Genomic DNA, 24,917 nt, shown 5'->3' with positions numbered 1-24,917 from the left:
CATGGGCACTAGCAAATCTTATGAATCTGGTGCCGCTTTTCCATTTGAAGTTCCTGGAAAAAATTGCCGCAAGTGCTGCAGGAACTTCAAATGGGCGGCACTAGTGGAGTGCGCTGGTCTAGGACGTTCAGCTTGTGCCAAACGGACACATCTTATAATGCCACAGCGCGAACGGCACCGGCAGCCCGTCCGCGCAGGGTTCCGCAATTTTGTTGCAATTACCGTAAAACAAGAATGATCAGGGTCGCCGACAAATGACCGCTTTTAAATCTGATTTTCTCGATGTGCTGCAAAGCCGCGGCTTTATTCATCAAATTTCGGACCCCGATTCGCTCGATGCGCTGGCGGCCAGGCGCGAGCTCGTCGCCTATATCGGATTCGACTGCACCGCGCCCTCCCTCCATGTCGGGTCGATGGTGCAGATCATGTGCCTTTACTGGCTCCAGCAGACCGGCAACAAGCCGATCGCGCTGATGGGCGGCGGCACCACCCGCGTCGGCGATCCCTCCGGCAAGGACGAGACACGCAGGATTCTCTCGATCGAGGAGATCGAGCAAAACAAGGAGGGCATCAAACAGGTGTTCTCCCGTTTTCTGACCTTCGGCGAAGGCAGGAGCGACGCGGTCATGCCGGACAATGCGGAGTGGCTCACGAAGCTGAACTGGATCGAGATGTTGCGCGACATCGGCCGGCATTTCTCGGTCAACCGGATGCTTGCGATGGACTCGGTCCGGCTCCGGCTTGAGCGCGACCAGGAGATGAGCTTCATCGAATTCAACTACATGATTCTCCAGGCCTACGATTTTGTGGTGCTCAACCGGCATTACGATTGCCGCCTGCAGATGGGCGGCTCCGACCAGTGGGGCAATATCGTCAATGGCATCGATCTCGGGCGGCGGATGGGCACGCCGCAGCTGCACGCGCTGACGACGCCGCTGATCACGACATCCTCGGGCGAGAAAATGGGCAAGACCGCCAGCGGCGCGGTCTGGCTCAATGCCGACATGAAGAGCCCCTACGAGTATTGGCAGTTCTGGCGCAACACCGAGGATGCCGACGTCACGCGCTTCCTCAAGCTGTTCACCACAATCCCGCTTTCGGAGATCGAACGGCTCGCGGCGCTCAGGGGTGCGGAGATCAATGAAGCCAAGAAAGCATTGGCTGATTCCGCCACAACGCTTTTGCACGGTGCCGACGCAGCCCACACCGCGGCGGAAACGGCGCGGCAGACATTTGAGGAAGGCGCGATTGCCGAAAACCTTCCGAAGGTTGAAGTCTTGCGCGGCGAACTCGAAGCCGGAATCGGCGTGCTGGCCTCTTTCGTCAAGGCCGGACTTGTGGCTTCGAACGGCGAGGCACGCCGTCAGATCAAGGGCGGCGGCTTGCGCGTCAACGATACCGCGGTCACCGACGAGAAGATGGTCTTAAAACCCTCCGATCTCACGAGGGAAGGGGTGATCAAGCTGTCCATGGGAAAGAAGCGGCACGTCCTGCTCAGGCCCGTGTAGCGGCACGGCCAAAACATTCCATCGCAGTGGCTGGGTTGCATGGGCGTATTCGCATTTGACGCTTGCAGGGAGTTGCGGAAACGCGCTCCCTGCGCAACATGGATCAACAGACGTCACGGGAGAAAACCGGCATTGCGACGGAAAAGCCGGCGCGCACGGCGCTCGGCGTGCTGGCGCTGTGCTTTGCCCTCTCTGTCCTTGGCCGCGGTCTCGGCGAGAGTTTTACCGTCTTCCTGCTGCCGATCTCCGAAAGTTTCGGATGGGACCGTGCCCAGGTCGTCTCCGTCTATTCGGTGACGGCGCTTGCCGGCGCACTCGCCTCACCGCTGATCGGCCGCCTGTTCGATTATTCGGGCCCGCGCAGCGTCTATTCGCTCGGCCTGCTCTTGCTTGGTGGCGCATTCCTGTTCGCCGCCAACGCAAGTCAGCTTTGGCAACTCCAGTTGAGCCTTGGCCTGTGCGTCGGTTTCGGCATCGCGCTGATCGGCAATGTTCCCAATTCCATCCTGCTCGGCCGGTGGTTTGGCCCGCGCCTGCCGACGGCGATGGCCGTGGTCTATTCCGCGACCGGCGCCGGCGTGCTGGTGCTGCTGCCGGCCTCACAAATTCTGATCGATCATGTCGGCTGGCGCGGCGCCTATCAGATCTTCGGCGGCGCCTCGATTATCCTTCTCGTGCCGCTCCTGATCATGCCCTGGCGGCTGTTTTCAACAGGATCGCCGCATCTGGCCAGGAATCAAACGACAGATGTTTCCTCCGGTGAGGGCTGGACGCTGGCGAACGCGATGGGCCACCACGCGTTCTGGGCGCTGTTCTCGACCTTCTTCTTCACTGCGATCGGCATGTATGCGATCGCCCCGCAAGTCGTGGCCTACCTGATCGATGCGGGATTTCCGCCGTTGCAGGCGGCGACCGCCTGGGGCTTTTCCGGCGTCGTACTCCTGTTCGGCATGCTCGGCGTCTCCTGGCTCGACGGCATCATCGGGCGCAGGCCTTCGGTGCTGTTTTCGTACGCGCTGTCGATCTTCGGAATCTTCCTGCTCTGGCTGCTGCAATGGTACCCAAACTTCTGGATATTGGCGGGCTTTGTCGTCTGTTTCGGCAGCATGATCGGCTCACGCGGCCCGCTGCTCACGGCGAGCGCGATGAAGATATTTTCCGGAAGGCGCGTCGGAACGATTTACGGGACGATTTCGATCGGCAGCGGGCTCGGGTCGGCGTTCGGCTCCTGGAGCGGCGGCCTGATCCACGACTTCAGCCACAGCTACAATCCGTTGATCGTCTTCGCGCTGGTGGCCGTGATCCTCGGCATGATCCCGTTTCTGGTCGTGCCGGCGCTGCGGCGGTGATTCGGCCGCGCAGTTCAGTTGTTGTTCGGAAACTCGGTCGAGTTGTTTTGCTTGCCGGTATTGAAGTCCCAGATTTTCCGCGTGACTCCGGGGAAGACCATCGAAAGCGGATTGACGCGCAGCGTCGGCTTGTCCGGCGTACCGACGACCTCATAGGTCATGCCGAACACCCCCTCATTGCTGCCGCCAAAAAACAGGCCAAAGCCCGGAATTTGACCGAGCATATTGTTGAGCCCGTACACCGGAATAAAGGTGCCGCTCATGCGCACCTGATTGCCGGGGTAATCGATGCTCCCCTCGATCGTGCCGCCGATGCTCGGACCCTTCAAAACGCCTTCCCGAATCGAGAGCTGTCCGTTTTGCCGGGTGAATTCGGCGCGCAGGCGCGTAAAGCCGATTCCGGCTTGCGCTCCGCTCGCACCCCCTGCTGCCAGACGATCAATCGCGCTCTCGCCCTTGACGGCGAAGTCCCTGACATTGAGCAGTCCCTCCTTCGCTGTCGGCTCCGCCGCCGGAGGGTCCACCGCCAACTGAAGCTGGCCGCCGACCACCTTGGAATACATGTCGGTGAAACGGAGGAACGCGCCGGCGTCGTTGGTCTCGAGATAAATCACCTCGTGGCCCTGGGCGCGGCCGCGCAGATCCGCCGTCACCGGCGTGTCGCGTCCCAGCTTGCTCGAGAACGTCAGGCTCTTGATCGCTCCGTTACGGCGCGACATTCTCGCGTCCACGCTGCGCAGCGCCTCGCCGAAATAGCCGGCAACCGCGCCCAGCTTTACGTCAACATCAAAATCGATGCTCTTCGATTTTGCCTTGCTGTCGGCGTCCCTGCCGGAAATCGTCGATTTGAGAAAACCGCGGCCGTCAAATACGTCGCCGCGCATGGTGACCTTGAGGACGCCATCGGGACCGCGCTCGGCACGCAGCGAGGTCTTGTCGCCTTCGGAAGGAGAATAGGACGGGAAGTTGACGTTGAGCAGGTCGCCATTCTGGTCGACTTCGACCGATCCCTTGATCGACACGCCGCCGCCTTCGATGACGATATCCTCGAGGCGCGTCGATTGCGTTTTCTGAACCACGTTGAAAGTCGCGCGGGTCGATTTGCCCGGCAACTTGACCCAGCCCGGCAGGATATTGTCGAGCTTCAAGGAGGTCAGATCGGCTTCGACGCCCACCCGCGTGTCACCGCCGATCTTGCCGATCAGCTTGACGGGAATCTGCCCGCTGACCGCAGGTCCCATGTCAAAACCAAAGCGGGCGCGGCTTGCCTCATCCAGCGTCGCCTGCAGCTTGATATCCGCATCGCCTTCCGCGGGCTTGCGGTAATCCAGCGAGGCGGCCTGACCGTTGATCTTCACGTCGCCCTTGACCTGATAGCCCTGATTATTGGCGACGACCTTCAGCGTATTGGCCTCCAGCTTCTGGTTCATCACGATCCGATCGGCAGCAAAGCCGCCGAGGTCGGCCGTCACCGCGTAGGTCGTGTCGGCTCTCGTCAACTGGCGCTTGATCGGCAGGCCGAGCGTGACGGTTGCCGAAACCGTTCCCTTGCTCGCGTTGGGATCGACCAGCGTGCCCGCGATGTCGCTGAGCTTGTCGGATGCGAGAATCTCGGCCACCGCGGGCACCGGGCCATCGAGGCGGAATTTCACCCGCGCCGGCGACGGCTTCGGCGCCATATCCGGCACCTCGAACACGACATCCGAGATTCCAACCTTGCGTCCAGCCGGCGTGTCGGCCATGGCCTGGCCGATCGTCACGGTCGCCGTACGGCCGCTGACATGGGCTTTCAAATCCCCGTCGCGCACCGATGGCAGGTCATCCACCGGGCGAAGCGTCACGCCATTGGCAACGATGTTGACGTTGAGACCTTCGTCCGGGATCGGCGGCCCCTTTCGTGAGAGGTTTCGAACCGGCGAGTTGACGCCAACATCGATGCGCTGAATCGCGCCGCGATCGGCCCGCTCGATCACCCATTCGCGCACTTCCGGCACAATAATGGTGGGCCAGATCCGTTTGAGCGCCGATACCGACATCGGTGTTCCGGCAAAGCCCAGCATCAAACGCGGTTCGGCCGAATAGTCCAGGCTGCCGGTCCCCGCGACGCCGATTTCGCCGTTGCTGAAGTCGGCCTGTGCGATGACCACGCGCTTTCTTTCGGTGTCAAAGCGCATGGCGATGTTGATGCGGTTGAAGATCAGGGGCGGTTCGTTGTCGATCCCCGCCAGCACGATGGTACCGCCGGAAAAGCCCAACTGCCATTCGGTCACATTGCCGTTGGGCGGCTCCAGATGCGCAAGCACGGTGATCCTGTTCTGCCCGGAGATGATCTTGAAGGGCGCCATCAGGACGCGCCGCCCCGCATCCCATTCGAGGCTCACTTCCGCCGAATCAATTGCCATCGGGTAATCGGGCGTATCGGTGTCGATGATATCGCCGGCGCCTGCGGTGATTTTGCCGCGGAAATAGGTCGGCAGTCCGTCGCGGCCGAGTTCGCCCTTCAGTTCCCCGCTCAGCGGCAAATTCGCGGTGTAGGTCAAATCCTTCAGGCGCAGGGCCAGAAGGATGTTGGTGGTCGAGACCTTGTCGGCCCGAATATCGACCGAACGCACGCCGCTGGCGAGAGGTCCCACCAGCACGTGCAACGACCAGGCGTGACGGCCCTCCTCGCCCAGGCTGAACGCCACCCCGCCGCCGCGCGGTCGACGCAGGCTCAGCGTGATGTTCTGGAAATTCCATTTGTTGCCGCGCTGCTGGTCGTCAACGATCAAATTGCCGTTCTTCAAACCGATTTCGTTGAGGTTTTGTCCATCGAACCCGGTCAGACTCAAGCTGTCGAGCCAATCGAGACCGGCAAGAAAACCGCTTTGGGTACTGTCGGCGCCAGCAGGTGTCGCAGGCGACGCGCCGGCCGCCGGCTGCGGAGCGGGAGCTACAGTTGGCGCCGCCTGGCGCGGAAAGGCAGGCGGGATGCCTGCCGCTTTTCTCGAAGCGACGCCGGTCGCGAGCGGCCGCGCGTTGTCACCGGCCGAAACGGTTACATATCCATCCGGCGTAATTCGCACCGCAAGTTCTGCGTCAACCAGGTTGAGGCTTTCGGCGCGAAGCCGGCCCATCAACAGCGCGGTGCCGGAAAGCTTCACCTCGGCCTTCGGGGCGCTCGCCACGATCGCATGGTCGCGGTCGCGCACGATGATGTCGCGGATACGCACGGCGATGCGAATTCGCCCCGCACGCTCGATCTGAGTGCCGCCCACCTCGACGCTGTTGCCGTGACCGATGTTTTCCTCGATCGCAGAGGCAAGCCACGGTGTGGCCATGTCGAGGTTGATGGGACCCGCACCGAGGCGCCACCACAGGCCGCCGAAGCAGCCGGTGAAAATCAAGAGCAATGCCCCCAAGACGATCGCAAGCCGCCTGACCCAGCGTTCGCGGACGAGCCGGCGCCAGAACGACCTGGGGCGATCAATGAAGACGTGGAAGCGGGAGTTGGAGGTCGACAACAGCCGCTGCGCGCGACGGCACGCCTCGTCGTGCTCGTGATCCCAGTTGGAGTCATTCCACTGCGGCTGCCCGGCGTCAGCGCGTGGTTTCGAACCCTTTGGCGGCGTGCTGCTTACCATTGCCTCTCGGTGCTGGCGTTGATCGCGCGATTGGTCGCCGCCAAGTCCCCGTCCGTCGACACGCAACGAAGGCTCCCGTGCCGGCATCGCTACCAATCCTCACCTAGTACCCACATCATCCGCGCAAAGACCGCACTCAGGAGCAAACGGGTGGCGTATCCAACTTCCTTTAAGCATACTCTGCGCGGATCCGGCCCGTCCGGCAGACCGCATGATTCCGGCTTGCCTCAATACCGCAATGATTGATCTGCGGAAAGCGACGAAAGGAAGGCGTATGTCCAAGAAAAGGCGTAAGAAATCCCCGGTCCGCGCGACCCTCCGAACGGCCTCGGGGACCTCGGCGAAAAAGACGTCCTCGAAGCCCCGCACCCCGTCCGCAAGCAAATCAAGCAAGAACATGAAAAACAGGCCGGACCGAAGCTCCGCGCCGAAAGCATCATCGCACAAGCCCCCGTCCAAAGCGTTAAAATCCGCCGGCGCCAAAAGGCCGGTTCGGGGGACTGCAAAAGCAGGGCTTTCGGATCTTTCCACAGGCAACGGGACACCACGCGCCGCCCGAGCGGCGCTGGTCGAGGGTGCAAAGGCACCGGCGTTTTCCTTGTCTCGCGACGGCGGCGGCACCGTTTCGCTTTCCGATTACGCCGGCAAGAAACTGGTGCTGTTCTTTTATCCCCGCGCCGATACGCCGGGCTGCACCAGGGAGGCGATCGATTTCACGCGCCTGGCAAGCGCCTTTGCGGAAAATCACACCGCCATCCTCGGGGTATCGGCCGATCCTCTCAAGGCGCAGGAAGCCTTTCGCGACAAACATGAGCTCTCGGTAGCTCTCGCCTCCGACGAGAATCACCGGATGCTCGAGGCGTACGGCGCCTGGGGAGAAAAATCGATGTATGGCCGGACGTTCCAGGGCATCATTCGCACCACGGTTCTGATCGGCGCCAAGGGGCAGATCCTCAAGGTCTGGCGTCACGTGAAGGTCGACGGACACGCAGAGCAAGTGCTGGCCGCTGCGCGGGCGGCCTGATCCGCGCAACGACCGTTCGCGAAAAATTAACCATGGCCGGGTCAAATCTTGCTCGCAGATTTGGCCGCAAGGAACTCACCTCCGACCGGCGCGGGAGTGCCGATGTCGTACCGTTCCGGCCATTGTGACGACCACCAGCACGCGCATAACCACGGCAGGCAGTCAGCCCGCCAGGGAATCGGACAAGCCCCGGCTGCTTCCCGCCACGCGCAGGGGCGCGACGTGCAGAACAGCGGTTATACGCTGGTCCATGCGGGCAAGCAGGTTCGCTTCGGACCGGTTGCGTTCTGGATCGTGATCGGCACCGTGACACTGCTCGGAATGTGGTCGGCCGCCACCGCGACTTATTTCGCGTTTCGCGACGACGTTCTTACCCGGCTGATCGCGCACCAGGCCGAGATGCAGTACGCCTATGAAGACCGGATTGCGGAACTGCGTGCGAAGGTCGACCGCACGACCAGCCGGCAGCTGCTCGATCAGGAACAGTTCGACCAGAAACTCGATCAGGTCATGCGTCGCCAGAGCGTGCTGGAATCGCGAACGACCGCGCTGGGCGCAGTACCGGATTTGCAGACGACCGGGTCGATCAGGGCCCCGTCGCGCGGCGGCGCTGCCTCGGACTCCGCCGCCTCAGTCGTGCCGAAACCCTCGCCGATCAGCGATACCGCGGTGTTCGTGGCGCCGCCTGATCGCGAGGCGCGTCTGGAATCGCGCGCGCCCGTCGCCATCCATCCGCCGGCATCCAGGCTTGCGAAGAACCAGGGCGTCGATAACATCATCGTCCGCCTGCAAAACTCGCTTGACCAGATCGAGGGTCGCCAGCTTGCGGCGCTCAATTCGCTCGAAGACCGCATGGAATCGCGTATGCGGCGGATGCGCAGCGTGTTCACTGATCTCGGTCTCGACATGACCCAGCTGCAAGCAGCGACCCCGCGCGCGGCGATGGGCGGTCCCTTCGTTCCCGTCAAGCTTGGCGCGGATGCCGGCCCATTCGAACGCCAGCTCTATCGTATCAACCTCACCCGCGCCCAGATCGATCGCCTCAACAGGACCCTCGTGCTGGTGCCCTATCGAAAGCCGGTGATCGGCGAAATCGAATTCACCTCCGGGTTTGGCGTGCGCAGTGACCCGTTCCTCGGCCGCCCGGCCATGCATACCGGCCTCGATTTCCGTGCGGCGACCGGCGACCCGGTTCGCGCCACCGCCAACGGAAAGGTGGTGTCGTCAGGATGGTCCGGCGGCTACGGACGCTTGGTGGAAATCGACCACGGCAACGGCCTGTCCACCCGTTACGGGCACCTTTCGGACATCAACGTGAAGGTCGGCGATTTCGTGCGGATCGGACAGGTGATCGGCACCGTCGGTTCGACCGGACGCTCGACCGGACCGCATCTGCACTATGAGACCAGGATCGATGGCGACGCTGTCGACCCGCAAAAATTCCTGCGCGCCGGCGTGCGCCTGAGCGCGGGCTGAGAGCGCCCGTTCTTATCCTCGAACGGGCTTTTCGTTGGTCTAATCCACGTCCTCGACCACATCCGGCACCGTGCCGAAGGCGCGCTGCGCCAAGGTCGCTGCCATGAATTCGTCGAGGTCTCCGTCGAGCACGCCTGAGGTATCCGAGGTCTGCACGCCGGTGCGCAGGTCCTTCACCATCTGATAGGGCTGCAGCACGTAGGAACGGATCTGGTGGCCCCAGCCGATATCGGTCTTGGCGGCCTGATCGGCGGCGGCCTTTTCCTCGCGCTTCTTCAATTCGATCTCGTAGAGCCGCGCGCGCAACATGTCCCAGGCCTGCGCCCGGTTCTTGTGCTGCGAGCGCCCGGCCTGACAGACCACCGCAATCCCCGTCGGAATGTGGGTGAGCCTTACCGCGGATTCGGTCTTGTTGACGTGCTGGCCGCCGGCGCCGCCCGAGCGCATGGTGTCGGTGCGCACATCGGCTTCCTTGATGTCGATCTTGATGCTGTCGTCGACCACCGGAAAGATCGTGACGCTGGAGAACGACGTATGGCGGCGGGCGTTGGAATCAAACGGCGATATCCGGACCAACCGATGCACGCCAGCCTCGGTCTTCAGCCAGCCATAGGCGTTGTGACCGCTGATCTGAATGGTGGCCGATTTGATCCCGGCCTCTTCGCCTTGCGTCTCTTCCAGATATTCGACCTTGAAGCCGTGCTTCTCGGCCCAACGCGTATACATGCGCAAAAGCATCTCGGCCCAGTCCTGGCTCTCGGTGCCGCCCGCGCCGGCATGAACCTCGAGATAGGAATCCAGGCGGTCGGCTTCGCCCGACAGCAGGGCTTCGAGCTCGCGACGCGCGACTTCCTTCTTGAGCGCCTTGAGCGCGGCCTCCGCTTCAGCCACGACGCCAGAATCGTTCTCGGCCTCGCCAAGCTCGATCATCCCGACATTGTCTTCGAGCTCACGCTCGACCTTGCCGATGCCAACAAGCGCATCGTCCAGCGAGGTTCGCTCCTGCATCAGCTTCTGCGCCTTCTGGGGATCATCCCAGAGCTTGGGATCTTCGGCGAGCTTGTTCAGTTCCGCCAGGCGCGCGGTGGATTTCTCGACGTCAAAGATGCCTCCTCAGCAGCCCGACTGACTGCTTGATCTCTTCGACCAGACGTTCGACTTCGGCACGCATTTTCGATCTCTGCTCCCTGGCCGAGAGGCCGCCATGACAAAAGCTGTGGAGGGATGTAGCGGCCGATGACGCAAAGCGCAATCGCGGCCGGCTCGCTTCAAGGTGCTTTCTCTAGTAGAGCCCGCCTGTGCCGGGACGGAACAGGCTGCGGTCGGCGTCGGGCGAGGGCTGCAGCATCTGGCGGCCGTCGGCATCAGCCACGCCGATGACGGAGTAATTATCCGGCGGCGCGGTACCCGGCTTGAATGCTTCGAGGATCGTCCGGCCTTCGCCTCGGACGGCGCGCATGCCGCTCTTGGCATCGACCCAGATCAGTTTGATCCCGACGGGTGCCTTGAACGGAATCGCCGGCTTGTCGGCGAGCGCGAGCTTGAGGAAGTCGCGCGCGATCGGGGCGGCCAGGGCACCGCCGGTGGCCTTGTGGCCGAGGGTGCGCGGCTTGTCGTACCCGAGATAAATGCCGACCACGATGTCCGGCGAGAAGCCTATGAACCAGGCGTCCTTGGCCTCGTTGGTGGTGCCGGTCTTGCCGGCGATCGGCTTGCCGACCTCCTTGACCACGATCGCCGTGCCGCCCTGCACCACGCCTTCCATCATCGAGGTGATCTGATAGGCCGTCATCGTGTCGAGCACCTGCTCGCGGCGATCGACAAGCTGGGGCTCAGGTTGATTCTTCCAGCCGTTGGGGGCGTCGCAGCCGCGGCATTCGCGGCTGTCGTGCTTGAAGATCGTATGTCCGTATCGGTCCTGGATGCGGTCGATCAGCGTCGCCTTCACTCGCCGGCCGCCATTGGCGAACATCGAATAGGCCGTGACCATGCGCATCACGGTAGTTTCGCCGGCGCCGAGCGCGTAGGAGAGATAATTCGGCAACTCGTCATAGACGCCAAAGCGTCGGGCGTACTCGCCGATCAGCGGCATACCGATGTCCTGCGCCAGCCGTACCGTGACGGTGTTGAGCGACAGGCGCAGCGCGTTTCGCAGCGTGGTCGGTCCATTGTACTTGCCCGACGAATAATTTTCCGGACGCCAGACGCCCCCGCCCTGCCCCTGATCGATTTCAATCGGCGCGTCCACCACAACCGTCGAAGGCGTATAGCCGTTGTCGAGCGCGCTTGAATACACGATCGGCTTGAACGAGGAGCCCGGCTGCCGGTAGGCCTGTGTGGCGCGGTTGAACTGACTCTGGTCGAACGAGAAGCCGCCCACCATCGCCAGAACGCGGCCGGTCCAGGGGTCCATCACCACCATCGCACCGGAGACTTCCGGCAATTGACGCAACCGGAATTGCCCTTCGATGGGCGTGCCGTCCCTGATCAGGGGGTCGGCATAGATGACGTCGCCCGGCGAAAGTATCTGCGACACCGCGTTCGGCGTCCTGCCCCTGGCAGGGCCTGATGTGGGTTTGGCCCATCTGACGCCGTCGAGCGTGATAATTCCGGTTTGCCGCTGCTTGCTGATCGCGCCGCCGAGCTCGCGGCCGGGCTGGAAGCCGATCCTGGCCGACTGATCGCTGGTTTCGAGAACCACCGCCATCCGCCAGGGCGAGATGTCGGACAGCGACTTGACGTCGGCGAGTTTCACACCCCAATCGCCTGATATGTCGAGCTTGCTCACCGGACCACGCCAGCCCTGCGCCTCGTCGTAATTGACGATGCCGGCGGCCATGGTTCTGCGGGCCATCACCTGGATCTTCGGATCGAGCGTGGCCCTGACCGAAAGCCCGCCCTCGTAAAGCTTCTTCTCGCCATAGCGTTCGAAAATGTCGCGGCGAACTTCTTCGGCGAAATACTCGCCGGCGAAGGTGTGCGCGCCATTGGATCTGTTGGTCACGTTCAGCGGATCCTTGCGCGCCTTGTCGGCGTCGGCCTGCTTGATCCAGCCGTTTTCAAGCAGCCGGTCGACCACATAGTTGCGTCGCTCGATCGCGCGGTCGCGATTGCGTACCGGATGCAGCGCCGCGGGAGCCTTTGGCAAGGCGGCGAGATAGGCGGCCTCAGCCACCGTGAGTTCGTTCACCGATTTGTCGAAATAGACCAGCGATGCAGCGGCAATGCCGTAGGCGCCAAGCCCGAGATAGATCTCGTTGAGATAGAGTTCGAGGATCTTGTCCTTGGAATAGGTGCGTTCGATGCGCATCGCCAGCAAGGCTTCCTTGATCTTGCGGGTGAACGAGACCTCGTTGGTCAACAGGAAGTTCTTCGCCACCTGCTGGGTGATCGTGGAGGCGCCCTGTGGACGGCGGTTGGAGCCGAAGTTCTGCGCGTAAAGGATTGCGGCGCGCGCCATGCCGGAGAAGTCGATGCCGCCATGTTCGTAGAAATTCTTGTCTTCGGCGGCGAGGAACGAATTGATGACGAGTTTCGGAACGGCCTGGATCGGCAGGTATAGCCGTCGCTCCTTCGAATATTCGCCAAGCAGCGAACCATCCGCTGCATGGACGCGCGTCATGATCGGCGGCTCATAGTCCTGGAGCTGCGAATAGTCCGGCAAATCCCTCGAGAAATGCCAAATCAGCCCTGCAGCGGCGGCAACGCCGACCAGGAACAGCACCGTTCCGGCGGCGAACAGGAAACCCAAGAACCGCACCAGCAAGCGCATGATCGAATGTCCGTTTCAGCCCATACGCCAAAATTACCGGCGCTTTCCTTTAGTGGTCGAATCCGCATGCCCCCGCGGCTTTTTTTATAGTGCGGTCGCTGTGGCCAAACTAGGGCTTCGACCGGCCCGTTACTTCTTCGGTTCCGCCGGTCCGGCCGTTGCCATGCGCTTGGCGAAGAATGCGTCGACGGCATGCGCCACCGATCCGACGGTACGGGACCGCCAGCTTTCCGAAACCAGATGTCCGAGGTCTTCCTTGTTCGAGACGTAGCCGAGTTCGACGAGCACCGAGGGCACGTCGGGCGCCTTGAGCACCCGGAAACCGGCGGATTTCAGGGGATGCTTGTGCATCCGCGTGGTCGTCTTCATCTCGCCCATCAGAATCCGCGCGAAGCGGTTGGAAAATGTGCGGGTCTCGCGCTGTGCGAGGTCGATCAGGATATCGGCAACTTCGGTCGGCTCCTCGGTCAGATTGACGCCACCGATGGCATCAGCCTTGTTCTCGGCCTCGGCAAGGCGTTCGGCTTCGGCGTCGGACGCGCGGTCGGAGAGCGTATAGATCGTTGCCCCCTGCGCATCACCCTCGCGACGTGGCAAGGCATCTGCGTGGATCGATACGAACAGGGCCGCCGATTGATTGCGCGCGATCCGGACCCGCTCGTCGAGCGGGACGAAGGTGTCGTCATTGCGGGTCATGACGATGCGGTATTTGCCTGACTTCTCGATGCGATCGCGTAACGCCAGCGCAAAATCCAGCACCAGGTTTTTTTCCATGATCTCGCTGCCCGACTGCGTGCCATTATCCGGGCCGCCATGGCCGGGATCGATGACAATCACCGGACGCAAATCGCCCGGCGCAGCCGGGCCTGGCGCGCTCTCGACCTTGGCCACCACGGGGGTCGCGGGTTCCTTGGCAGCGCCGATCGCGGGTCGAAGTTCGGGCCGGCTTTCAGTCGCAAGCGACTGAACGAAGCTCGCGCGATCCGTCTCTTCCAGTTCGAGCACCAGCCGCGGCGGCTGGCCATTGGCTGCTTCCAGCACCGAGGCGTTGGCGATCCTGGCCGGACCGGTCAGATCAAACACGATGCGCGAGCCGCCTGGCATCACCAGGCCATAGCGGAATGCCCTGATAAGTCCTCGTCCGGCGGTCCCGATCCCGGGCGGAAGGCGAAAACTCACCTGAGGAAAGTCGACGACTACGCGGTAAGGATCGGCCAAGGGAAAGGCATGAAACGAAATCGGCTGGTCGAGGTCGAGGATGAAGCGGGTCTGCTTGCCGTCGCCAGCCAGGCGAGCGTCCGAGGCAACCGGCAAATTCGACGTAGCGGCAGGCTGGCCTTCACCCGCCCCACCCAGGGCGAAACGCGAGTAAAAAAATGCTGCCGCGCACAACAGCGCACAACCCAGCAAAACATGATGATTTGCGCGGCTCGCCAACGAATCCCGCCTCCGAGCGGCCCTTTTACCCGAAGAGGACCGCAGGGTTAACGGCAGCTTAAGACTTATACCGCGAATAAGGCCAAGTGTGGCCGCCCCGCGACGCCTCACTTGCACGGGGCGGTCAATCCACGTATGTAAAACATGCTGACGGCTAAAATCCCGGTTGTGTCGTGTTCAGCCTCCCGGTGCAGCGCAGGAAACTCTAAAGAGCTGAGATTCCAGCGTTTTTCCGGCCCTCCGCAGCCAGCGCAGCGCGCGGCTGACAAGGAGCGGCGGTTTCGAGCCCGGGCGGCGTCCGGTCCCAGGTCACCATCTTGTTCCAGGGACGGCTCTAGATTCGGCTTAACCGATTATCGGGCCGCAGGGCACCGATATGCGATGTCCGGCGGGCGCCTTGGCGCCGTGCCGGGTCTTCAGCGACAGACAAGGCGGCTCTTGCCGCCAACGTGTTCAGACGGGCCGACGCTTGATGCGCCAGACTGTGTTGTCGACCATGATTCCGGGAAAAACTGCGCCGACGCGGAGCCATTGCTCTGCGCGTCGTTTTGCATCCCCGGGATCCCGTTCGGCGAGGCGCGCCCTTTCGCGTTTTGGCCTTCCCCTCACCCCCGAATCAGGTGAACCGTCGCGTCACCCGGCCGCGCGAAACGCGCGCACCGTCAGACGCGCCCGCCGCCTCCAAGAGTTACAAAATGCCCAACAAAATGCTTATCGATGCCACCCACCCGGAGGAGACCCGGGTCGTCGTGGTCCGCGGCAATCGCGTCGAAGAGTTTGATTTCGAGACCGCTCAACGCAAACAACTTCGCGGCAACATCTACCTCGCCAAGGTCACGCGCGTTGAGCCGTCGCTTCAGGCTGCCTTTATCGAATACGGCGGCAACCGCCACGGCTTTCTTGCCTTCAGCGAAATTCATCCGGACTATTATCAGATCCCGGTCGCCGATCGTCAGGCGCTGATCGAAGCCGACGAGCGCGCTCATCGCGAGGCCGAGGAAGAAAATGAAAATCGCTCCAGTCGGCGCCGTTCGCGCCACCGCAGCTCGCGCCGGCGCGGCAATGGCGAGCGCATCCAAAGTGAGATCATCGAGAACGCCGGCCTCGAGACGCAAGTCGCAGGCGAGCCGGAAGACGCCTACGAGCAGGCGGTCCACGGCTTCGAACGCGAACACGCACCGCAAGGCGATGCCGAACCGCACCACGCCGAGGCAGACCATCACGACGACCTCGGCCATCACGAGTCATTGCACGAGCATGATCATGATGAGCACGATCATCATGACGAACACGCGCATGCAGACGATGAACGCGGCGAAGTTCATGCAAGCGACACGGCACAGCCTGTGGTCGAATCCGAAACCCCTGCCGCGGGGATACAGGCTACCGCCACGGAGACTTCCGCAAGCGCTGCAACGTATGACGAGCATGCGCACGACGAGGTTGGCCACACCGAAGAAGTTGGCACGCACGATCTGGCGCATGGCGGGGATGCGTCCCCTTCCGAAACCGAGCATGCCGAGCATTCTGCCGAACATCCCGCTTCGTCGGTCGAAGTGCCTGCTACCGTCCTGGAAGCGGACGAAAGCCGCGACGATGACGAGGAAGGCGACGAGGCCGAGGAGGAAGTCGTCGAATCCGTCGGTGGCGATGACGTGCTGGAAGAAGTGCCGGAGCGCCCGTTCCGCCCGCGCCGTCAGTACAAGATCCAGGAGGTCATCAAGCGGCGCCAGGTGATGCTGGTGCAGGTCGTCAAGGAAGAACGCGGCAACAAGGGTGCGGCGCTCACGACCTATCTGTCGCTTGCCGGTCGCTATGCGGTGTTGATGCCAAACACCGCGCGCGGCGGCGGCATCAGCCGCAAGATCACTTCGGCGCAGGATCGCTCGCGACTGAAGGAAGTCGTGCAGGATCTGGACGTTCCGGAAGGAATGGGCATCATTTTGCGCACCGCCGGCGCTTCCCGCACCAAGCCGGAGATCAAGCGCGACTTCGAGTATCTCATTCGCATGTGGGAGACCGTACGCGACATGACCCTGAAGTCGCAGGCGCCGACTCTGGTCTACGAAGAAGGCTCGCTGATCAAGCGATCCCTGCGCGACCTCTACAACAAGGAGATCGACGAAATCATGGTCGCGGGCGAGGCCGGCTACCATGAAGCGCGCGACTTCATGAAAATGCTGATGCCTTCGAACGTGCGCGCGGTCAAACAGTATCGCGACGGCCAGCCATTGTTCTCTCGTATGGGCGTCGAGAGCCAGCTCGATGCGATGTTTTCTCCAACTGTGCAGCTGCGTTCCGGCGGCTACGTCGTCATCAACCAGACCGAGGCGCTGGTTTCGATCGACGTCAACTCCGGCCGGTCGACCCGCGAACACCATATCGAGGATACCGCGCTCAAGACCAATCTGGAGGCCGCCGAGGAAGTCGCAAGGCAGCTTAGACTGCGCGACCTGGCCGGCCTCATCGTCATCGACTTCATCGACATGGACGAAAAGCGCAATAACCGCGCGGTGGAACGCAAGCTCAGCGATTGCCTCAGGCAGGATCGTGCCCGCATCCAGGTCGGACGCATCTCGCATTTCGGTCTGCTCGAAATGTCGCGCCAGCGCATCCGCGCCAGCGTGCTGGAGAGCTCGACCGAGCCATGCCCGCAATGCGGCGGCACCGGCCATGTCCGCTCGGTGTCATCGGTGGCGCTGCAGCTCCTGCGCGGGCTGGAGGAGATCTTGATGAAGGGCGCGACCCACAATCTCGTGGTACGCACCCGCACCGACGTTGCGCTTTACGTACTCAATCACAAGCGCGGCCATCTACGCGATCTCGAAAACAGCTTCAAGGTAAGCCTTGCCGTGATCGCCGACCCGACCGTGAGCGGCCAGCAATCATATGTCATCGATCGCGGCGAACAGGTGCATACGCTGGAGGCCGCCAGGGCACTTTTGGCAGCGCAAGCGGCGGCCCATCCGTCGCAACCGGAGGAGACTTCCGACGAGGACGAAGCATTCGATATCGAACTCGAATCCGAAGTGGAAACCGAGGAGACCGAAGGACTGACCGACGATTCGAGCGAAGCAGCGGGCGCCGAAGGAGGCGCCGAGAGCCCAAGGCGCAGGCGGCGGCGACGACGGCGTGGCCGCGGCGGCGAGTCGCGCGACGGCGGCTTCGCGCGCGAAGACGGCGGTTTTGCGCAGGCAGCACCTCTCCCGGCTGAAATCACCGCCGCCGACGAAGGCGAAACCGACGACGATGAATCGGAAGAACAGCCAGGTCCCGCGCGTTCCGATCAACCGCAAGGCGGCGAGCGGCGGCCCCGGCGTCGCGGACGTCGAGGCGGACGCCGCCGGCGCGGCGGCCCCGAGGATGGGCTTGCCGGATCAATTGCCGATGAACTCGGACCGACGGCCGCGCTGGAGGCGACGAGCGCGGTTGCCGATTTCGACGGATATTCCTCGCAAGCTGCACAGCCGGCCGTGCATCCCGAAACGAACGCTTCGCTGCCGGAGCCGCCGGCCTTCAACAGGCCTTCGCAGGAAGAAGCGATGCGCCCGGTGGCCGAGGCCGAGCCCCACCATGAAGCCGAGAAGGCGGCGGCGCGGCGGCGCTCGACCGTGCGCGAGAAGGTGAGCTTCCTCGCTCCGGACGCTGCTCCGCCGGCGAACTCCGGCCAGGCAGAGCCGGCGCCCGCTCCTGCCCCGGAACAAGCCCGGCAGGGCGCGGCTGAAACAACGACCGATACCCAGCCTCGCCGCGCCGGATGGTGGTCGCGGCGCTTCGGCGGCGGCCAATAGCGCGCGCGGACGAAGGATCAAAGAAAAAACCGCCCGGCAAAAACCGGGCGGTTTCTTGTCCGCCCTATCCCGTCGTCACCGCCGTCTCCACGTCGGTCGGATCGATCTGTTTGTCGAGGTTGGAGAGCAGGCGCTCGCGATCGAGTTCGCCCTCCCACCACGACACCACGACGCACGCCACGCCGTTGCCGCACAGGTTGGTCAGCGCGCGGCATTCGCTCATGAACTTGTCGATGCCAAGCACGACCGCCATGCCGGGGACCAGGCGCGCATCGACCACGGCCAGCGTCGCTGCCAGTGTGATGAAGCCGGCGCCCGTAATTCCGGAAGCTCCCTTCGAGGTCAGCATCGCAACCAGCAAGATCGTGATCTGCTGTCCGAGCGTGAGGTCGAAGCCGAGCGCCTGCGCGATGAAAAGGGTCGCGAGCGTCATGTAGATGTTGGTGCCGTCGAGATTGAAGGAATATCCGGTCGGCACGACAAGACCCACCACCGACTTGGAGCAGCCGAGCCGTTCGAGTTTCTCCATCAGCGAGGGAAGTGCGCTTTCGGAAGACGACGTGCCGAGCACGATCAGCAGCTCGTCCTTGATGTAGGCGAGGAACTTGAAGATCGAGAAGCCGACGATTCGCGCGATGATGCCAAGCACCACCGCCACGAAGAGTATCGCCGTCATATAAAAGGTCGCGATGAGGCCAAGGAGATTGAGGATGGTGCCGGTGCCGAATTTGCCGATGGTATAGGCCATGGCGCCAAAGGCGCCGATCGGCGCGGCGCGCATGATGATGGCGATCACGCCGAAAACCCCGTGCGCCGCATCGTCGATAAAGGCACGCAAGGTATGGCCACGCTCGCCAAGACCCATCAGCGAAAATCCGAACAGGATCGAGAACAACAGAACCTGCAGGATCTCGCCGGTCGCGAAGGCGCCGACCACGGTGTCGGGGATGATGTGCAGGAAGAAATCTACTGTTTTCTGCGCCTGCGCCTGCTTGGCGAAGGTTTCCACAGCTTGCGCATTCGCCGCGGCGCCGCCGAAGCCCGCGCCCGGACGAACCAGATTGCCGACGAGGAGGCCGATGATGAGCGCAAAGGTCGAGACGACCTCGAAATAGACCAGCGCCTTGACGCCGATGCGGCCGACCTTCTTGGCATCCTGGATGTGGGCGATGCCCGAAACGACCGTGCAGAAGATGATCGGCGCGATCACCATCTTGATCAGCTTGATGAAGCCCTCACCAAGCGCCTTGATCCAGTCGTTGGTCGCCACATCCGGCCACAGCCAGCCTACGATGACGCCCAGCACGATGGCGATGAGAACCTGAATGTAGAGTACCTTGTACCAGGGCTTCGCTGCGCGGGCCGGTGCCGCAGTTGCGATCGTTGCCGCCATGAAATTCCTCCCCAACGAGCTTGGCGATCTGCGCTCGGCGATGTGGTCCGCCGCTGCTGCAAGACGGTCGTGCCGCGCAACCCAGCCAAATCATTCAGGCCCGCGGAGTCAATGGTATGGCCTATTTTCCGGCAAACAATCGAGCCTCGATCGAACCAGCGATGATCTCAGCCAAGCCAGCGCGCGATACGCTCGACCGCTTCGCGCATTTCTTCGGCCGATCTCGCATAGGAAAAGCGTAGGAAGCGGCGGCCGCAAATCGGATCGAAATCGACGCCCGGGGTCGCGGCAACGCGAGCCTTCTCCAGCATTTCGCCGGCAAATTTGAAACTGTCGGAGGTGAAATCGGATACGTCGGCGTAGAGATAGAACGCACCATCCACGGGCAGGAATTTGGTGAGGCCGGCGCGAGGCAGGCCTTCGACCAGAATGCGCCGGTTCTCCAGATATCCGCGCTTCACCGCCTCCATCTCTTCACGACCGTCAAAGGCGGCTTCCGCCGCAATCTGCGACAACGTCGGCACCGAGATGGCAAGGTTCTGCTGCAGCCGCTCGATCGGGCGCACCATTGGCTCGGGCACCACCATCCAGCCGACACGCCAGCCGGTCATGCAGAAATATTTCGAGAACGAATTGATGACGAGCGCGTGGGGAGAAAGCTCGGCTGCGGTCACCGCCGGGAATGCGTAGTCGAGGCCGTGATAGATTTCGTCGGAGATGAAGCGGATACCGGCGCTTTCGGCGGCCGATAATAGGCTGGTCAGCGCCTCGCGGGACATCATCGTGCCCGTCGGATTGGCCGGGCTTCCGACCAGCACGCCCTTGAGCGGCGTCTTGCGATGAGCGGCGAGCAAGGCTTCGCCGGTCAGCGCATGCCGGTTTTCGTCCGATGTTTCGATCAACACCGGCCCGCAGCCGAGTGCGGTGAGAATATGCCGATAAGGCGGATATCCGGGTACCGTGACCGCGACCCGATCGCCGGGTTCGAACATGGCAAGGAAGCTCAGGATGAAGGCGCCCGAGGAACCCGTGGTGATGACGATTCGCTCGGGATCAACCGAAAAGCCGTACGCGTCGCGGTAGTGGCGGGAAACACGTTCACGCAGCGACGGGATTCCGAGCGCCGAGGTGTAGTCGATTCGCATCCCGTCGAGCGCGGCGTGCGCGGCCGATATGGCGGTTTTCGGCGCCGGGGCCGCGGGTTGTCCCACTTCCATGTGGATGACGTGACCGCCCGCCGCTTCGATCCGCGCAGCCGCGGCCATAACGTCCATCACCATGAACGGCGGAACGTCGCTTCGCCCGGAGGCCCTCAACAGGCCTTTTGTTCGTTCCCTCAGTGTCGCCTCAAGCATGCATATCTGCTATTTTGCCCGATGTGGCGGTAGCGAACGTCAAATTCACTCCACCGGTGCCCCAGACTAGCCTCATTCCGCGGTTTGTTAGGGCATATCTCGTGTCATAACAATCGCTAAAGACGGTTCGATGCTGCTCCGACTGGCCCTGCGACGGAAAACGAGGAAATTCACCGCCATCGCTACCGCGGTTGCGCTTATCGTGGCGCCGACCGCGGCGCTCGCCGAAGAGGAGAAGGGTCTCCCGATTCTCCGCGACACCGAGACCGAGCAATTGCTGCGCGACTATACGCGGCCGATTCTGCGCGCTGCGGGCCTCGAACGGCAGAACATACAGGTCGTCATTATCAATCAGAATGTGTTCAACGCCTTCGTCGCCGATGGCCGCCGCATCTTCGTCAACCATGGCGCATTGCTGCAGTCGGAAACCCCGAACCAGATCATCGGTGTGCTGGCGCACGAGACGGGCCACCTGGCCGGTGGGCACCTTGCCAGAATGCGCGAGCAGCTGGCACAGGCGCAGACACAATTGATCATCGCCATGCTGCTGGGCGTCGGCGCGATGGCGGCCGGCGCGCGAAGCAACACCCAATATGGCGGTGGCGGCTTGTCCAATGCCGGAGCGGCCGTGATCTCCGGGCCGCAGAATATGATCATGCGCTCGCTTCTCTCCTACCAGCGTCAGCAGGAAGAGAGCGCCGATCGCGCCGGCGTGAAGTATCTGACGGCGACCGGCCAATCCGCGAAAGGCATGTACGAGACCTTCAAGCGTTTCACCAACGAAAGCCTGTTTGCCGCGCACGGCGCCGACCCCTACTACCAGTCGCACCCGATGCCGGCCGAGCGCGTCGCGGCTCTCGAGGAAATCGCCCGCACGAGCCCGTACTGGGACAAGAAGGACGATCCGGCGCTGCAGTTGCGCCACGATATGATGCGGGCCAAAATCGCCGCCTTCCTTGAGCGGCAGGACACCGTCTATCGCCGCTATCCGCTGTCGGACACAAGCCTGCCTGCGCGCTATGCACACGCGATCGCGACCTACCTCCACGGCGACCTGCGCAATGCGCTCGGCCAGATCGACGTACTGATCCAGACCCAGCCCAACAATCCCTATTTCCATGAATTGCGCGGGCAGGCGCTGCTGGAAGGCGGCAGGCCGGCGGAAGCGATCGTGCCGTTGCGCAGGGCGGTGCAATTGTCCAACAACGCAGCCCTCATCGAGATGTTACTTGGACAGGCGCTCGTGGCGACCGATAACAAGGCCTACACCGACGAGGCGATCGGCATCCTGCGTAACGCGATCGCGCGTGAACCCGAAGCGCCGATCGGCTATATGCAGTTGGCCATGGCTTACGGCAAAAAGGGAGATTTGGCAGAGGCCGACCTCGCATCGGCGCAGGCCGCGTTCCTGCGCGGCGACAACAAGACCGCGCGCGACCTCGCCTCGCGCGCCAAGACCCGATTTGCCGTCGGCACGCCGGGATGGGTCAAGGCCGACGACATCGTTTCCGCCAAGCTCTCCGCAGGACAAAAGAAGGACAGCTCTCGATTCCAGTTCCGTGTCGGCCCCCAGGATCAAGCTGGCCGTCGAGGTCCTCAAGACAGCTCTGAGACAAACCAGTAGAAACCCGATTCAAAAGGAATCACCGATGCCCCCGCTCCGCCTGCTCGTTCCCGCTGTTGTTGCGCTGGCATTGTGCGCATCGCCAAACGCTGCCCCGGCACAGAGTTTTTCCGAAGGCCAGCGCGGGGAGATCGAGAGCATCATCAGGAGTTACCTGATCGCTCATCCCGAAGTGCTGGAAGATGCGATGGCCGAATTGAACAAGCGCCAGGCTGCCGCCGAGGCCGAGAAGCACCAGGCCAGCATTGCGCAGAATTCCGAGGCCATCTTCAATTCACCGCGCGGCGTCGTCCTCGGCAACAAGGACGGTGACGTCACCTTCGTGGAGTTCTTCGATTACAATTGCGGCTACTGCAAGCGCGCCATGGCCGACATGCTCGATCTCCTGAAGACCGATTCCAAGCTGAGGGTCGTGCTCAAGGAATTTCCGGTGTTGAGCCAGGGTTCCGTCGAAGCGGCACAGGTGGCGGTCGCCGTGCGCATGCAGGATCCGAGTGGCAAGAAGTATCTCGATTTCCACCAGAAGCTTCTCGGTGGTCGCGGGCAGGCTGACAAGGCTCGCGCGCTTGCCGCCGCCAAGGACGCCGGCCTCGATGTCGGCAGGATCGAAAAGGATCTTGCAAACCCCGAAGTGCGCGCCACGATCGAGGAGAATTTCAAGCTCGCCGAAGCGATGGGCATGAACGGTACGCCTAGCTACGTGATCGGCAAACAAGTGGTAATCGGCGCCGTCGGTCTCGAAGGCCTCAGGGAAAAAATCGGTGTCGCGCGCTGCGGCAAGGCGACGTGCTAGCAGCCGCTGAAACACCGACTTCTTGAATTTGCAAAATACGAAAGGCCGGCCACTTCGCCGGTCTTTTTGTTGGTTGTTTGGATTTTTTGCGGCACCGCGGTTCATCAAGAATTCAGGAAACATATTTGATGGAACCTGGGAAACCCTGGAACATCGTCGACCTCCTTTCGTTGTCGGGCGGGCAATGAAAACTCTTGAGGAGGCTCTAGATGTTGAATCGTTTTATGATCACTGCGGCTACGGCGGCACTGATCGCCGGAACCAGCTTCGCCTATGCGCAGCAGGGACCGAGCAAGGAAGGTCCGTCAGGCGGCGCCGGAACGCAGCAGAGCGCGCCCTCGCCGGGTGGCGCTGAGCACGGCATGAAGTCGTCCCAGGGCGGCGAGAAGATGCAGCCGCAGGGCGCCCAGAACCAGCGCGCTCAGGACATGAAGTCCGGCGCCAAGGAGGAACGCTCCGAGAAGTCGGCGCAGGAAACCAAGGGCTCGAAGAGCACGCAGACTGAGGAACGGTCCAAGAGCACCCAGAACGAGAAGGGCGCTGCGGGCAAGGACATGAAGGCCGAAGGCCGCGAAGGCAAGGACATGAAGGCTGAAGGTCGCGAAGGCCGCGACGGCATGAAGGCTGAAGGCCGCGAAGATCGTAGCGGCATGAAGGCCGAAGGCCGTGAAGGCCGCGACGGCATGAAGGCTGAAGGCCGTGATGGCAAGAATGCGGCGGAAGGCGGCCGGATGGAGAACCGCACCACGACCACCGGACAGGCCGGCGCTGGCGCACGGCTCACCACCGAGCAACGCACGCGAATCTCGACCGTGATCAGGGACCAGCACGTGGCCCCGGTCGGTAACGTGAATTTCGCGGTTTCGGTCGGTACCCGAGTTCCCCGCGAGATCGGCTTCCATCCGCTTCCGCAGGAAATCGTGACGATCTATCCGGATTGGCGCGGCTACGAGTTCTTCCTGGTTCGCGACGAGATCGTGGTGGTGGATCCGCGGACGCTTGAGATCGTGGCGGTACTTCCCGCCTGATTTCGACCGATACCGTGAATCCGGGGCGGGCCATCGGGCCCGCCCTTTTTTTCATGCTCGCTTATTTTTTGATGCAGGCCGCCTGGGGAACGCCGGCGCACCCCACCTTTAACCTTGGTTAACGAGCTATTTCCGCAGCTTCTGCACAGGTTTTTACCAGGCAGATGAGACGTTTGGGAGCCGGTCGGGCGGCCTTAAAGGCTTCCCCTGACGCTTGATGTTACCTATAACCCCGCGACCACCGCCACATTGCCGAGATCTGGATGGCCAAGCCCGCTGCCGAGACCATTTATGTGCTTAACGGACCCAACCTCAACCTGTTGGGGACTCGCGAGCCCGACACCTATGGCCATGCCACGCTCGCCGACGTCGAAAAATTGTGTGCGGAGACTTCGGCGAAGTTCGGCCTGAAGGCCGACTGCCGGCAGTCGAACCGCGAAGGCGAACTGATCGATTTCATCCACGAGGCCCACGCAAAAAATGCCGCTGGCATCATCATCAACGCCGGGGGCTACTCGCACACCTCCATCGCGCTGCACGATGCGCTGATGGCGGTGAAGATTCCGACCGTCGAAGTGCACATCAGCAATATCTACGCGCGTGAGAGTTTCCGTCATCACTCGTTCACCGCCAGGGCCGCCTTCGCCAGCCTTTGTGGTTTCGGTATCGACGGCTACCGGCTCGCGATCAACGGCCTTGCTGCCAGGATCGGCGTCAAGGCCAAGGCGTGACTCGTCCGCCCGT

The 24,917-nt window shown here is 62.4% G+C and carries 15 protein-coding genes; 9 read left to right on the top strand and 6 right to left on the bottom strand.

The genetic code is table 11. The annotated features are described in order from the left end of the window. Positions 1-254: 254 nt before the first annotated feature. Entirely contained in the window at positions 255-1,508 is a 1,254-nt protein-coding gene (gene tyrS, locus VNX23_RS25735) for a tyrosine--tRNA ligase (protein ID WP_325634379.1), read from the top strand. 98 nt (positions 1,509-1,606) lie between these two features. Beyond that, positions 1,607-2,857 carry an MFS transporter gene (locus tag VNX23_RS25730; protein WP_325634414.1) on the top strand — a complete coding sequence of 417 codons (1,251 nt, stop codon included), beginning with the start codon at positions 1,607-1,609 and terminating at the stop codon, positions 2,855-2,857. Positions 2,858-2,871: 14 nt separating this feature from the next. Here the strand turns inward: VNX23_RS25730 and VNX23_RS25725 are convergent, their stop codons facing one another. Continuing rightward, a complete protein-coding gene (locus VNX23_RS25725; protein ID WP_325634378.1) occupies positions 2,872-6,567 on the bottom strand; it encodes a DUF3971 domain-containing protein in 3,696 nt (1,231 codons plus the stop codon). A 187-nt stretch (positions 6,568-6,754) separates the two neighbouring features. On the opposite strand from VNX23_RS25725, the gene VNX23_RS25720 reads away from it, so the two are divergent. Both VNX23_RS25720 and VNX23_RS25715 read left to right on the top strand, forming a co-directional pair. Then, a complete protein-coding gene (locus tag VNX23_RS25720; protein ID WP_414643080.1) occupies positions 6,755-7,504 on the top strand; it encodes a peroxiredoxin in 750 nt (249 codons plus the stop codon). Positions 7,505-7,606: 102 nt separating this feature from the next. Continuing rightward, on the top strand, positions 7,607-8,980 hold the full coding sequence (locus VNX23_RS25715) for a M23 family metallopeptidase (protein ID WP_325634376.1): 1,374 nt from the start codon (positions 7,607-7,609) through the stop codon (positions 8,978-8,980). Between the two features lie 39 nt (positions 8,981-9,019). Here the strand turns inward: VNX23_RS25715 and prfB are convergent. The 3 genes from prfB to VNX23_RS25700 form a co-directional block, all read right to left on the bottom strand. Further along, positions 9,020-10,151 (bottom strand): peptide chain release factor 2 gene (prfB, locus tag VNX23_RS25710; RefSeq protein ID WP_325634375.1). Its coding sequence is split into 2 segments (ribosomal slippage): positions 9,020-10,081 and positions 10,083-10,151, totalling 1,131 coding nucleotides; the frame shifts between segments, so codons are not numbered across the junction. A 111-nt stretch (positions 10,152-10,262) separates the two neighbouring features. Continuing rightward, entirely contained in the window at positions 10,263-12,752 is a 2,490-nt protein-coding gene (locus tag VNX23_RS25705) for a penicillin-binding protein 1A (RefSeq protein ID WP_325634374.1), read from the bottom strand. Between the two features lie 129 nt (positions 12,753-12,881). Then, positions 12,882-14,189, bottom strand: coding sequence for an N-acetylmuramoyl-L-alanine amidase (locus VNX23_RS25700; RefSeq protein ID WP_325634373.1), 1,308 nt, complete (start codon positions 14,187-14,189; stop codon positions 12,882-12,884). A gap of 695 nt (positions 14,190-14,884) precedes the next feature. Between VNX23_RS25700 and VNX23_RS25695 the strand changes: the two genes are divergently transcribed. Beyond that, positions 14,885-17,980, top strand: coding sequence for an Rne/Rng family ribonuclease (locus VNX23_RS25695; RefSeq protein ID WP_325634372.1), 3,096 nt, complete (start codon positions 14,885-14,887; stop codon positions 17,978-17,980). A gap of 64 nt (positions 17,981-18,044) precedes the next feature. Here VNX23_RS25695 and VNX23_RS25690 read toward each other — a convergent pair whose 3' ends face one another. Both VNX23_RS25690 and VNX23_RS25685 read right to left on the bottom strand, forming a co-directional pair. Further along, complete coding sequence (locus tag VNX23_RS25690; protein ID WP_325634371.1) at positions 18,045-19,373, bottom strand: dicarboxylate/amino acid:cation symporter; 1,329 nt, start codon at positions 19,371-19,373, stop codon at positions 18,045-18,047. A 167-nt stretch (positions 19,374-19,540) separates the two neighbouring features. Next, positions 19,541-20,728 carry a pyridoxal phosphate-dependent aminotransferase gene (locus VNX23_RS25685; RefSeq protein ID WP_325634370.1) on the bottom strand — a complete coding sequence of 396 codons (1,188 nt, stop codon included), beginning with the start codon at positions 20,726-20,728 and terminating at the stop codon, positions 19,541-19,543. Positions 20,729-20,858: 130 nt separating this feature from the next. On the opposite strand from VNX23_RS25685, the gene VNX23_RS25680 reads away from it, so the two are divergent. The 4 genes from VNX23_RS25680 to aroQ all read left to right on the top strand — a co-directional run bounded on the left by VNX23_RS25680 (position 20,859) and on the right by aroQ (position 24,904). After that, positions 20,859-22,352, top strand: a complete 1,494-nt coding sequence (locus VNX23_RS25680) for a M48 family metalloprotease (protein WP_325634369.1) — start codon at positions 20,859-20,861, stop codon at positions 22,350-22,352. 25 nt (positions 22,353-22,377) lie between these two features. Continuing rightward, positions 22,378-23,145, top strand: coding sequence for a DsbA family protein (locus VNX23_RS25675; protein WP_325634368.1), 768 nt, complete (start codon positions 22,378-22,380; stop codon positions 23,143-23,145). A 209-nt stretch (positions 23,146-23,354) separates the two neighbouring features. Continuing rightward, positions 23,355-24,173 (top strand): DUF1236 domain-containing protein, encoded by an 819-nt coding sequence (locus tag VNX23_RS25670; protein WP_325634367.1) that lies wholly within the window; start codon positions 23,355-23,357, stop codon positions 24,171-24,173. A gap of 263 nt (positions 24,174-24,436) precedes the next feature. Next, on the top strand, positions 24,437-24,904 hold the full coding sequence (gene aroQ, locus VNX23_RS25665) for a type II 3-dehydroquinate dehydratase (protein WP_325634366.1): 468 nt from the start codon (positions 24,437-24,439) through the stop codon (positions 24,902-24,904). Positions 24,905-24,917: the final 13 nt, after the last annotated feature.

It is taken from the genome of Bradyrhizobium sp. (assembly GCF_035570375.1).
Classification (GTDB): domain Bacteria; phylum Pseudomonadota; class Alphaproteobacteria; order Rhizobiales; family Xanthobacteraceae; genus Bradyrhizobium.
Note: the sequence above shows the minus strand (reverse complement) of the source record. Positions and strands in the feature narration are given on the sequence as shown.